Origin of the sequence: Dietzia aerolata, assembly GCF_014144865.1 — a bacterium.
Taxonomy (GTDB): Bacteria; Actinomycetota; Actinomycetes; order Mycobacteriales; family Mycobacteriaceae; genus Dietzia; species Dietzia aerolata.
On sequence record NZ_JAALDM010000282.1, the window covers coordinates 1 to 11,790 of the forward strand.

Sequence of the window (11,790 nt, forward strand, 5' to 3'; positions counted from 1 at the left end):
CACCGCCGGCCCCTCCGCCGCCGGGGGCGGGCGCCGGGGCAGGTGCGGGCACACCGGGGATCTCAATCGGCGGCAGCCCCGGGACCTCGATCGTCAGCGGCGGGCCGGAATCCTGCGGTACGGGCTGCGGCGCCGGCGAAGCGGGCTCGACCGGCTGCTCAGCTGTCGGAGCGGACTGCGTGGGCGCGGTCTGGTTCCAACTCTGCGTGCTGGGCGAGGATTCCCAGTTGGAGGCGCCCGCCGAGCCACCGATCATGCCGGGTTCGGGGAACTGCTCCCAGTCCGACCCGGACAGTGCACCGTCCATCACCGACTTCCAGATGTCGGCGGGAAGCTGGGCGCCATACATGGTGCCGCCGTAGGAGTTGTACAGCGGCTGGTTGTCATCGGTTCCCACCCACACCGCGGTCGCGATCGAGGGGGTGTAGCCCACGAACCAGGCGTCCTTGTTGAGCCCGGTGTCCCCGAGCTGCGTGGTGCCGGACTTGGCGGCCGAGGGGCGACCACCGGCCAGTGAATGTCCGTTGGAGTAGGAGGCGATGGGCTCCATGGCGGACGTGAGGTTGTTGGCCACGTCCTCGTCGATGACCTGCTCGCCCTCGGGAGAGGAGTTGTCCAGCAGGACCTCGCCGTCGGCGGTCTCGACCCGCTCGATGAAGTGGGCCTGGTGGTACATGCCCTCGTCGGCGAAGGTCGCCAGGGAGCTGGCCATGTCGCGGACGCGGATCGGGTACTGGCCCAGGATGATGCCGTCGAACGGGTCCTCGCCCGACTCACTCAGCGTCTCCCACTCGAGGCCGGGGATCTGCTTGGCCACGCCCGCGCGATGCGCGATCTCACGGGTGTCATTGGCACCGTCGTCGAGCATTCGCTGGAGCCGGATGAACGAGGTGTTGAGGGAGAGCTTGAGGGCTTGCGAGATCGAACAGGAACCACAGGTCTGACCGCCGACGTTGGTGACGGTGATGTTGCCGGTGGTGACGGGCGCCGACGACACCGGCGTCCCCAGGCCGATCCCCTGCTCGAGCGCTGCGGCCACACCGAAGATCTTGAACACCGAGCCGGTCTGGAGCGGCGCGTTGGCGTAGTCCCAGCCCTCGGCCTCCTCGCCTCCGTAGTAGCCGATCACCCCGCCGGTGCGGGGGTTGATCGAGACCACGGCGGTACGGGTGTCGGCGTTCTGGTACTGCATGTTGCTGCGGACACCCTCGAGGACGGACTCCTGGGTCTGTCGGTCGATGGTGGTGATGATCTTGAGTCCGCGCGTGTTCAGCATCTGCTCGTCGATGCCGGACTGGGCCAGCTCGGCAAGGACCTGACGGCGGATGGCGCCGTTGGTGGGGTCGCCGACGTTCTGCTCGACGGTCTGCGGATCCTGGACGACCTGCGGGAACATGGCCGCACCACGCTGCTGTGCGTCGATTGCACCCATGTCGGCCATGCCGTCCATGACGTAGTTCCAGCGCGCCTCTGATGCGGGCTGGTTGGCGAGCGGATCCAGCGCGGAGGGGGACTGGATGACGCCTGCCAGAAGTGCGCCCTCTTCGACGGTGAGGTTCTCGACGGGCTTGTTGAAGTAGGCGTTGGAGGCGGAGGCGATACCGTACGCACCGCGTCCGAAGTAGATGGTGTTGAGGTAGGCCTCGAGGATCTGGTCCTTCGACCACTCCTGGGTCATCTTGGCCGCGATGATGATCTCTTTGGCTTTGCGCTCGTAGGTGACCTCGTCGCCGACCATCGTGTTCTTGACGTACTGCTGCGTGATGGTCGATCCGCCGCCGGCGGTGGACTCACCGGTGACCTGCCCGATCACGGCGCGTCCGATGCCGGTGGGGTCGTAACCCTCGTTGGTGTAGAAGCTCCGGTCCTCGGCGGCGATCACCGCGTTGCGCACGTGCACTGGGATCACGTCGATGTCCACCAGCGTGCGATTGCCCTCCGGCGGCACGATGCGACCGATCATCGTGGTGCCGTCACTCTCGTAGATCTCCGAGATCTGGTTGGCGGCCATGCTGCCGGGCTTGGGGACGTCGGTGCGGGAGTAGGCGACGCCGACGATCACCGCGGGCACGACGAGGACGATGACGACGAGCAGGATCAGCGTCGTCCACACGGGGTGACGACGGAACCAGCCGCGCCGTGGGGCCTCGTCGTAGTCCCCTTCGGCGCTTCGGTTCGTCTGATCACTTCGCGACATCATCTACCTCCTGAGAGCATGTCCGACCAATCCGGGCGACCCCCGGTGACGGCTCTCTGGCGTCCATTGTGTACGAAAGAGGGCCTCTTCCAGAACCGGCGCACGTCACCGGGCATTCCCGAAGCGTGTTCCGGGACCTGACCACGCCGCTTCTATGCAGTCACTCAGGAGCGGCGACGAAGCTCTCGCGCGGCCCGCCTGACCCGCTTGCCCGAACCCTCCGGCAGCCCTAATTCATAGGAGAGCACCAGGTGGTTCCACGAGCAGCTGCGGCACACCTCCACCACGTGGACGGTGAACTCGTCGTGGGTCAGGGCCAGCTGCTCGAGCTCCTCATCACTGCGAGCCGAGCCCGAGGCTGATCCGAGGTCATCACCGAATACCCAGGACACCTCGGTGAGATTCTCCTTGCGGCACACCGGACAGACGGTCTCGGTGCTGTTGCCGTGGAAGCCCGCCGCGCGCTGGAGGTAGACGTCCGCATCGCAGACCTCGCGCAGCGAGAGTCCACCTGCCTGGAGGTCTGCCAGGACGCCGCGACGTCGCAGCGCAAAGTCCACCACCCGTCGACGCCGGAGCGCCGCACGGCCGGTGGGGTCCTCCGCCCCCGGTGAGGGGCCGGGTCGCGGATCGCGGATGTCGGCCTGGTCCACACCGTCAGCCTACGACCCCTGCGCCGGGCCCGGGCACGAGCGGGCCGTTCCGGTCACCGCACCCGGATTCGAGGGTCCTCGTCGTCGTCATATCTCTTCGCCCTTCCGCGCCTTCCCACCTCGCCCTTTCCGCCCCGCCCCGCTCATCTCCAAGTGGGTTTCGCACACCCTGTTCTCGGCCGATACGAGCCGAACCCACTTGACGTTGAGAGGCACTGAAAGGCGGACGAATGGCCGGGCGGAAATCCGAGGGGAAGGCAGGGCGGAAGGCCGGGTCGGAAGGCCGGGCGGAGCGCTGCGCGGCGGAGAGCTGGCGCCGACACGTCGAGCCGATGGTGCGACCCTATATATCGAGTCGATACATCACGGGGTGTATCGTCAACGTCCGTCGCTCGCCAATCCGGCGCGACTCGCGGAAAGGGGGAGGTGAAATGCTGGAACTGGCCATCCTCGGGCTGCTCGACGAGCGCCCGATGCACGGCTACGAGTTGCGGAAACGACTGTCCGAGATGCTCGGCACCGTCCGCACCGTCTCCTTCGGCTCGCTGTACCCCACCCTGCGCCGCCTCCAGCAGCAGGGCGACATCGTCGAAGACGCCTCCGCCGCCACGGCCACGCGACCACCTGCCACCGCGCGACGCGGACGCAAGACCTACCGCATCACCGAACGCGGCAAGGAATCGCTGGCGGCACTGCTCGACGAGCCCGGCACCGCATCGTTCGCGGACGACGGCTTCGGCGTGCACCTGGCCTTCTTCGACCGCACGCCCGGGCCCGCCCGGGTGCGGCTCCTCGAGGGGCGACGGCGAGTACTGGAGGAACGTCGCGAAGGCCAACGCGACGCCGCCACCCGCGCCGGCCCGACCGAACTGCGCTACGCCCGGCAACTCACGATGCTCGGCCTCGAGACCAGCGAACGCGAGCTGCGGTGGATCAACGAGCTCATCCAGACAGAGAACCCATCACAAGGAGAACCCCAATGACCGACCAGAAGGTGCGCGTCGCGATTGTCGGCGTCGGCAACTGCGCCTCCTCGCTCGTGCAGGGCGTGGAGTACTACAAGGACGCGGCCGTCGACTCGACCGTCCCCGGCCTCATGCACGTCAAGTTCGGCGACTACCACGTCTCCGACGTAGAGTTCGTCGCCGCGTTCGACGTCGACGGCAAGAAGGTCGGCATGGACCTCGCGGACGCCATCCTGGCGTCGGAGAACAACACCATGAAGCTCTGCGACGTCCCGCCCACCGGCGTGAACGTCCAGCGCGGCCCGACCCTCGACGGTCTGGGCAAGTACTACCGCGAGACCATCGAGGAATCCGGTGCCGAGGCCGTCGACGTGGTCCAGGCGCTCAAGGACGCGCAGGTCGACGTGGTGGTCTCCTACCTTCCGGTGGGCTCCGAGGAGGCCGACAAGTTCTACGCGCAGTGCTGCATCGACGCCGGCGTGGCCTTTGTCAACGCCCTGCCCGTGTTCATCGCCTCCGACCCCGAGTGGGCCGAGAAGTTCCGCGCCGCCGGCGTCCCGATCGTCGGTGACGACATCAAGTCGCAGGTCGGTGCCACCATCACCCACCGCGTCATGGCCAAGCTCTTCGAGGACCGCGGCGTCGCGCTGGACCGCACGTACCAGCTCAACGTGGGCGGCAACATGGACTTCAAGAACATGCTCGAGCGCGAGCGCCTGGAGTCCAAGAAGGTCTCCAAGACCCAGGCCGTGACCTCCAACCTCGAGGGCTCCCTCAAGGGCAAGATCCACGACCGGAACGTCCACATCGGCCCGTCGGACCACGTCGAATGGCTCGACGACCGCAAGTGGGCGTACGTCCGCCTCGAGGGTCGCGCCTTCGGCGATGCCCCGCTGAACCTGGAGTACAAGCTCGAGGTGTGGGACTCCCCCAACTCGGCCGGCATCATCATCGACGCCGTCCGCGCGGCCAAGATCGCAAAGGACCGCGGCATCGGCGGGCCGATCCTGCCCGCCTCGGCCTACCTCATGAAGTCGCCGCCGGAGCAGATGGCCGACGACAAGGCCCGCGCCGAACTCGAGGCCTTCATCATCGGCGCCTGAAACGCGCATACTCGGGGGCAGACCGCGGCTCGGCGACTCAGCAGCCGTGCCGCCGGTCTGCCCCCACCCGCGACGGGGCCCCGCCCCCTGCCGCGACTGCCTGCGCATGAGAAGGAACGAATGACCCACCACGCGACAATCCGCCCTCACACCAGCACGGGGCGTCGCCGTGTCCCGGCGCTCATCGCCCTCGGCGCGGCAGCCGGACTGGTACTCGCCGCCTGTTCCGGAAACGCGTCAGAGGCCGACGACACGTCAACGGTGAGCTCCTCGACGTTGTCGTCGTCGTCCTCAATTTCTTCCCCCACCACCTCCAGCACGGAGGCGACGGCCGACCCCATCTCAGCACCGTCCACGACGTCCAGCACCGCGGCGCCCGCAACCACCCCCTCACCCGAACTGCCCGCCAACGTCGTGGGCACCGGCGGACCGTGCCACATCCTCGGGGAGGTGGCCCAGGCCGAGGACGGCTCGGCACTGTTCTGCACCAACGACCCCACCATGGGGCCGATCTGGCTACCGGCCGGCGCGGCCGAGGGCAGCGACGGCGCGGAAGCCGTCGGACAGGCACAGCCCGGCGGCCCGTGCGCACAGGAAGGGCTGTCCGTGGACGGCCCCGGCGACACCATCCTCACCTGCACCCTAGTCGGCGGCGGCCAGACGCCGGGCGGACTGTTCTGGCAGTAGGGTCAGGTTCCGGCCAGGTCCCGGCTCAGCACGACCTCGCCCGGGCCCGACGGCTCAGACCGTCCGGATCGGCAGGCCCGCCCGCGAGGTCGCCGCGGTGAGCTGGGCGGTATCCAGACCCTGCTCGGCGTAGCCATCGGCGACCGATGAGGCATACGCCTGCGACACGAACGCCTCCGGCGAACGTGATCCGGCGACGGAATCCGCCAGCGGCACATAGGTGACCACGGTCCGGTGCTCCGGTGCGCCCTCCCACGTGATCGTCTCGGTCACGTCGACCCGCGCATAGTTGATCTCGCGGTTGTCCAGGCGCACCAGGTCATCCCGCGTGATCGCGATGACCGACCCCTCACACCTACCCTCCGGCGACTCCTCGAGCCCCAAAGCGACGGCGATCCCGTCCACACCCTCCGCGGCGCCGGTGACCAGCCCCGCATTCCAGGCGAGCTCATACCCGGCCAGAACCGCATTGGCATACGTGAGGGCCTCCGCGTCCCCCAGCGTCCGCGACGCTGACTGGGAATTCAACAGTGAGCCGTAGCCGAAGACGAACAAGTGCACGTTGTTCTCCCATCCCTGCCAACCGGACCATTCCCTGGGCGGAACCGACACATCGATGTCGATCTCCTGGAAATGCCCCTCGATCACCTCATCGGCCCGGTACAGGTGCTGAGAACGAATCTCGTTACCCGTCCCGGTGAGCATGCCACTCACCTCGACAACGTACTCGACCTTCTCATGCGGAATCAGCCGGTCGAGCCTCGCGAACTCGACGCCCACGCAGCCGTCCACCTCCGCCAGCGGCATCCTCACCGACTGGGCCATCGCCGGATCACTGATCGGCCACTCGATGCAGTCCTGGAGCGGCCGGTTCATCCCGGTGTTGAGCTTCATCGGTTCCACCGCCCTGCTCGCCGGCCGGTCATCCGTCGTATAGCGAGCGGTGACCTTGACCTTCATCCCCGAGATCGTTTCGGAACTGCCGTTGTAGAAGCGGAAAGTGACGTGCGCCCGCCCGTTACCCGGATTCTCGTATGAGGCGGTCTTCTTCCACACTATCGGGTCGAACTTGAACACCAGATAGACGAAAGCGCCCAGGAGCCAGGCCGGCAGGATCACGCCGATGACGGCGAGGACCACTCCGGTGACCCCCGCGAGGTCTAAGTCGCCACCCTGATGCGGGTCCCGTGCGCCCAAGGCCATCGACAGTGCGCTGAAGATCGAGGACTTCAGCGACTCATCGGGCCCGCCGACGCCCGTCGCGTGGAACACCAGACCACCGGCCACCGCGGACACCGCCAGAGCCGCCAGATAAATGAGAAGGATCCCGGACAATCCGAGCCGCGAGATGCGGGTGGCCAGTGGGGTCCGCAACATCGGGTGCCCGCCACCCAGCCTCATCCTCACTGCCCGATACCAACGGTCCGACACTGATTCCGCCCTCTGATCCGAAGTGTGACCGTGGCGGCGACCCGGGCGCCGCCACGGTCATTCACCTTAGGCTTGGCCGTGCCTCGACGGTCACCCGGACCGTCGCCTGCGGGACCGCGCCGTCAGCGCGCCTTCCAGACCGGCGCCCGCTTCTCGGCGAACGCGCGCGGCCCCTCCATCGCGTCCTCCGAGGTCATGACGTTGATCATCTCGGTGTCGCTGACCCGCCACTTCTCGACCTCGGACGGCCGCGCGCCATCGGTGATGCCCAGCGCGACCCGCTTGCTGGCCTGCACGGCCAGCGGCGCGTTGGCGGCGATCACCTCGGCCAGTTCGAGCGCGGCATCCAGCAGCTTGTCAGCAGGCACGACCCGGTTGATGAGGTGCAACTCGTGCGCCCGCTGCGCGGAGATCGGCTCGCCGGTGAGTATCATCTCCATCGCGACGCGGTGCGGCAGCTGCTCGGGCAGCCGGAACGCGCCACCCGCGGCGGCCACGAGTCCGCGCTTGACCTCGGGCAGCCCGAACTTCGCGTGGTCGGCGGCCACCACCAGGTCACTGGCCAGCGCCAGCTCGGTGCCCCCGCCCAGCGCGGTGCCGTTGACCGCGGTGATGATCGGCACGGACACGTAGTGCTGCATCATCCCGGCGAAGCCCCACTGCCGGTTCTCGGCCGGGAAGATGTCCTCGCCGCGGGAGATCGCCTTGAGGTCGGCGCCCGCGCAGAAAGACTGCTCGCCGGCGCCGGTCAGCACCACCACTCGCAGTTCGGGATCGGTGTCGGCCTCGTGGAGCGCGTTGCCGAGCCCGGTGCTGACCTCCTGGTTCACGGCGTTGCGGGCCTCGGGCCGGTCGATCGTGACGAGCAGGACGTTGCCGCGACGCTCGGTGCGGACGGCGGGACGGTTCTCGGTATCAGTCATGCGTCTAGTCTCGCCCGTCCCGGCGCCTGGCCGCATCGCCTCGCGCACTTCCGCTCAGGGTCGCGCCGCCGCGGCGCGACATTCACCCCCAGGGGACGATTCTTGCCACCGCATCGGATATATTTGATTTTGATCATCGGCCGAAAGCGCCCTGAGCGGTGCTTCTTCCCTGAAATGAGGTGGCGGACTTGACCCCCACTCGACTCGCACAACGTCCGCAGCTCTCGGAGGAGGTGGCCGACCACGTCCGGACCCGCATCATGAGCGGCGAGGTGCGCCCGGGCGACTTCATCCGGCTCGATGAGACCGCGGCTGCGCTCGGGGTCAGCGTCACCCCGGTCCGCGAGGCGCTGCTCACCCTCCGCGGCGAGGGCCTGGTAGATCTGGTGCCGCGCCGCGGCTATCTGGTCTCGCCGATGAGCCGCAAGGACATCGAGGACATCTTCTGGCTCCAGGCCGAGCTGTCCAAGCGGATCATCGACCGCGCCATCACCCGTTTCGACGCCGAGTCCCTGAATTTCCACGCCACGCTGATCGACGATTTCGAGTCCGCCTCCGCGGCCGGCGACGCCGACGGGGTGGTGCGCGCGCAGTACGCGATCCACCGGTCGATAAACCGGACCTCCCAGTCGGACAAGCTCTCGCGTTTCCTGTCGAATGCGGCGCGGTACATGCCGTATCGCCTCTACGCGGAGGATCCGGTGTGGCGTGAGAACGCGCTCAAGGACAACCGCCGCATGCTCAATGCGCTGCGGGAGGGCGACGTCGCCACCGCCCACCAGGTGGTCGACGCCGAGTTCTCCGGGGGTGCGCGTCTGCTCATCGAGCACCTCGAACGAGCAGGAATTTGGGACGACGACGACAACGCCGCCACCAGCACCGGTGAGCCCGCGGGCGCGGCCACGTCCTGAGCTCTTTCCCCGGTACCCATCGACTGGCGGGGCCGTCCTCCCCGGACGACCCCGCCATCCCAGGGGCAGTGGCCCGGCCACATCTCACACCAGCGGGCGGCCCGTCCGCATCCGCCACCGCAGTTCCACGATGAGCAGGCGGTAGGTGAGAGTGCGGACCGACTCCGGCAGCATGCCGTTGAGTCGGGCCGTCACGGCGAGGAACTTCTCAAACCGCCGCTGATCACGGGGGTTCCACGGCAGTCCGAGTTCGTCGCGGAACTCGCGGTGCAGGAAGCCGGTGGTCATCCACTTGCTGACCCGGCCGAACAGTAGGTTCGCCGGTTGCGGGAGCATCTTCAGCTCGGTGATGCCCACCAGGTGCTCGGCGACGGGGCCGTCGAACCGGATGCGGGTCAGCCCGTCACGCCAGTAGTCGTCGAACTCGGCGCGGGTGGCCGGCCACTGCTCGGGCCGGACCTGCAGGGTCGTGCCCAGGGTCGGCGCGGAGGCGTAGAAGGCGTCGCGGTCCGCCTCCGTCATCGGTCCGTGCAGCCATTCGAAGACGTCCTCGAAACCGATGTAGAGGCAGGCGGCGACCCACATCTGCAGCTTGGGATCCATCGCGCTGTACTTCACTCGGCTCTGCGGGGTGGAGTGCACGAGCTTGTGCACGCGGTCCACGGCCTCGCGATAGAGGCGCTTGTCCTCGTCGGTGCCGATGGTGGCGACGGCCAGGTATTGGAACGTCGTCCGCGCCCGTTTGAAGGGCCGTTTGTACACGTTTCCGGTGTCCGCGCGGCTCTCGCGGACTCCCCAGCCCACCTCTGGCCAGGCCAACTGCATGATCACGTTGGCCGGGCCACTGGCGAGGCCCAGTGAGTCGATCGCGTCGGCGAGTTGGGGCGGGTTCGGGCGTGCGACCGGCGGCGCGGGGTTGCGGTGCAGTTCGGCGAGCATGTGAGCGTTCTCCTTTTAGATGAGTTGGGCGTCGTCGAGTAGCCACCGGTCGCCGTCGCGCTGGACGGTGACGAGCATGCGGCTGGAGTCGACGCGTCCGTCCGGGACGGTGACGTTAGTGACCTGCTGATCGAGGAAGACCAAGACGACGGCGGTGTCGCCGTCGACGCTCTCGGTCGCGGCGTTGACCACGGTCCCGCTCGAGGTGCCCTCGCCACTGGCCAGCAGTTCGCGCAGCCCCTCGGACACCTCGGTGTAGCGTTCGGCGAATCCCGGGGTGGCCTCAGAGACCACGGAGTCGAGGTGGCCGTCCACGTCGGTGTGGTCGTAGGTGGCCAGCTGCACGACCAGCCGGGATGCCTCGTCCGCCGCGGACTGACGCAGTGCGTCCTGGCGCTGCTCCTGCCACAGCAGGTAGCCCAGGACACAGGTCGCGACCAGCAGGGCCACGATCACCAGGCCGGCGATGACCCGACCGGCTCGCCCGCGCCCGGTGGGCGCCCCGGCCTCGCCGGAAGCATCGGCCGCATCGCCGGCTTCGGTCGCGCTGGCGGCATCGGTCGCGCTGGTGGCATCGGCCTCACTCGACGCCTCGCCCTCGGCGTGTGCTTCTGTCTCCGCGGACACCGTGGTTCCGGGGGATGCCTTGGTCTCGTCGTCAGCTGCCATCGTTGCGCAGTCCTTCCATCATCGTCGCCCAGTACGCGGCGATCTCTTTGCCCGTGGGCACGATCGCCGGGTCCTCGGCCATGTCGGGTCCGATTCGTGTGCCGGGCTCGGTGGCGTTGGCCAGACCCTCGTCGTTCGGTCGGGGCGCCGCCCTGGAACCTCGCTGTTCGAGGTCCTCGACGGGCGGGCAGTACATCCGGAGGTTGGGTTCGCGCCACGACTCGTCGTGGATGTCACGCACCTCGTACGGGTAGACGCACACCGGTCCCTGGGTGGCGACCAGTTGGAAGTCGGCTCGGCCGTCTCGCACGGTTCCCGCGAGCGCCCGCAGGCCTCGTTCGCCCTGGGTCAGGCCCGCCTCCCACGCCGGCCCGCGGTCGCGGAACACCGGCGTCACCACCAGGGTGTTCGCCAGCAGTCCGGCCGCGTTCTCGCGGTTCGCGTCGAGCAGGTGTTGCGCGCGCAGCATCGCGTCCGGCGACTGGTCCAGGAGGTAGACGAGCGTGTCCTCACGCCTGGCGAGTTGCCCGGTCACGTCCCTGGCAACGGTCGACGCCCCCGAGATCGGCCGGTCCCGCTCGGCGAGGGCCCGCACCGCGACGAGCCCGTCGTCGACCAGTCCCCGCAGGGTGGGGGCCTGGTCGGCCAGGACGGTGGTGAGCCGGGCGGTGTCCTCGATGATCGCCCCCAGTCGCTCACCATTGCCCTCGAGGGCTTCGGAGTTGCTGTCCCCGATCGTTGCGAGTGACTCCGGGTTCAGCGCGAGCAACGAGGTCTCGATGTCGGCGATGAGGTGCTCGAGTTTGGCGGGCTGGTCCTCCGGTCGGACGAGCAGCGTCCCGCCGTCCTTCAGGTACGGCCCGGCGTCGCTGTCCGGCCGGACGTCCAGTCGGCGGTCACCGAGCGCAGTGCTGGTGACCACGCGCGCCGGCGCATCCGCCGGGATCCGCGTCCCGTCAACGATCCGGAGCCGCAATTCGACCCCGCCGTCGCCGTCGAGCACCGCTTCCTGGATGACGCCCACGTCCACGCCGCGGTAGGTGACCCGCACCCCGGGGCCCAGGCCGCGGGCGTCCTCCATGTGGGCCACCACGCGGAAACCGCGGGAGACGTCGGCGTCCTCGGCGATGTATCGGACGCCGAAGGCGATCGCGACCACGGAGATGATCGCGAAGAGGATCGCCTGCGCGGCGACGTGGCGGTTCACGGCGTCCCTCCCTGCGTGGGTGCTTGGGCTGCCGGGGCACCAGCTGCCGGGGCGTTGCCCGGCCGCGCGTTGCCCGGCGGCGCTGCGTACGGCTCGCCCACCGGC

12 protein-coding genes are annotated in these 11,790 nt (G+C 68.5%); 4 read left to right on the forward strand and 8 right to left on the reverse strand.

From position 1 onward, the window contains the following. The coding region (locus tag G6016_RS14820; protein WP_182633385.1) for a transglycosylase domain-containing protein at positions 1-2,197 on the reverse strand (2,197 nt) is incomplete at its 3' end. Positions 2,198-2,361: 164 nt separating this feature from the next. Further along, positions 2,362-2,760 carry a DUF5318 family protein gene (locus tag G6016_RS14825; RefSeq protein ID WP_338403632.1) on the reverse strand — a complete coding sequence of 133 codons (399 nt, stop codon included), beginning with the start codon at positions 2,758-2,760 and terminating at the stop codon, positions 2,362-2,364. A 521-nt stretch (positions 2,761-3,281) separates the two neighbouring features. Here G6016_RS14825 and G6016_RS14830 point away from each other — a divergent pair. Then, positions 3,282-3,833 carry a PadR family transcriptional regulator gene (locus G6016_RS14830; RefSeq protein WP_182633387.1) on the forward strand — a complete coding sequence of 184 codons (552 nt, stop codon included), beginning with the start codon at positions 3,282-3,284 and terminating at the stop codon, positions 3,831-3,833. Then, entirely contained in the window at positions 3,830-4,918 is a 1,089-nt protein-coding gene (locus tag G6016_RS14835; protein WP_182633388.1) for an inositol-3-phosphate synthase, read from the forward strand. Before G6016_RS14830 ends, G6016_RS14835 begins: the two co-directional genes overlap by 4 nt. Positions 4,919-5,064: 146 nt before the next feature. Here G6016_RS14835 and G6016_RS14840 read toward each other — a convergent pair whose 3' ends face one another. Next, entirely contained in the window at positions 5,065-5,340 is a 276-nt protein-coding gene (locus G6016_RS14840) for a hypothetical protein (RefSeq protein ID WP_182633389.1), read from the reverse strand. Between the two features lie 28 nt (positions 5,341-5,368). On the opposite strand from G6016_RS14840, the gene G6016_RS14845 reads away from it, so the two are divergent. Next, positions 5,369-5,605: a hypothetical protein gene (locus G6016_RS14845; RefSeq protein WP_182633390.1), complete on the forward strand. Its 237-nt coding sequence runs from the start codon at positions 5,369-5,371 to the stop codon at positions 5,603-5,605. Positions 5,606-5,659: 54 nt separating this feature from the next. Here the strand turns inward: G6016_RS14845 and G6016_RS14850 are convergent, their stop codons facing one another. Further along, entirely contained in the window at positions 5,660-6,982 is a 1,323-nt protein-coding gene (locus tag G6016_RS14850; protein ID WP_182633391.1) for a gamma-glutamylcyclotransferase family protein, read from the reverse strand. Positions 6,983-7,158: 176 nt separating this feature from the next. Then, complete coding sequence (locus G6016_RS14855) at positions 7,159-7,959, reverse strand: crotonase/enoyl-CoA hydratase family protein (protein WP_182633392.1); 801 nt, start codon at positions 7,957-7,959, stop codon at positions 7,159-7,161. A 179-nt stretch (positions 7,960-8,138) separates the two neighbouring features. On the opposite strand from G6016_RS14855, the gene G6016_RS14860 reads away from it, so the two are divergent. Next, positions 8,139-8,870, forward strand: a complete 732-nt coding sequence (locus tag G6016_RS14860; protein ID WP_182633393.1) for a GntR family transcriptional regulator — start codon at positions 8,139-8,141, stop codon at positions 8,868-8,870. Between the two features lie 84 nt (positions 8,871-8,954). Here G6016_RS14860 and G6016_RS14865 read toward each other — a convergent pair whose 3' ends face one another. Genes G6016_RS14865 through G6016_RS14875 form a run of 3 tightly spaced genes read right to left on the reverse strand, consistent with a single transcriptional unit; the run spans position 8,955 to position 11,685 of the window. Further along, complete coding sequence (locus G6016_RS14865; protein WP_182633394.1) at positions 8,955-9,809, reverse strand: oxygenase MpaB family protein; 855 nt, start codon at positions 9,807-9,809, stop codon at positions 8,955-8,957. 15 nt (positions 9,810-9,824) lie between these two features. After that, on the reverse strand, positions 9,825-10,478 hold the full coding sequence (locus tag G6016_RS14870; RefSeq protein ID WP_182633395.1) for an Rv1363c family protein: 654 nt from the start codon (positions 10,476-10,478) through the stop codon (positions 9,825-9,827). Then, entirely contained in the window at positions 10,468-11,685 is a 1,218-nt protein-coding gene (locus tag G6016_RS14875) for an MlaD family protein (RefSeq protein WP_182633396.1), read from the reverse strand. The genes G6016_RS14870 and G6016_RS14875 overlap by 11 nt, the downstream gene beginning before the upstream one ends. Positions 11,686-11,790: the final 105 nt, after the last annotated feature.

Bases quoted from the DNA above. Each gene is read 5' to 3' on its own strand.
- G6016_RS14850 (WP_182633391.1), bottom strand. From the start codon at position 6,982: ATGTTGCGGACCCCACTGGCCACCCGCATCTCGCGGCTCGGATTGTCC.
- G6016_RS14855 (WP_182633392.1), bottom strand. From the start codon at position 7,959: ATGACTGATACCGAGAACCGTCCCGCCGTCCGCACCGAGCGTCGCGGC.
- G6016_RS14835 (WP_182633388.1), top strand. From the start codon at position 3,830: ATGACCGACCAGAAGGTGCGCGTCGCGATTGTCGGCGTCGGCAACTGC.
- G6016_RS14870 (WP_182633395.1), bottom strand. From the start codon at position 10,478: ATGGCAGCTGACGACGAGACCAAGGCATCCCCCGGAACCACGGTGTCC.
- G6016_RS14865 (WP_182633394.1), bottom strand. From the start codon at position 9,809: ATGCTCGCCGAACTGCACCGCAACCCCGCGCCGCCGGTCGCACGCCCG.
- G6016_RS14830 (WP_182633387.1), top strand. From the start codon at position 3,282: ATGCTGGAACTGGCCATCCTCGGGCTGCTCGACGAGCGCCCGATGCAC.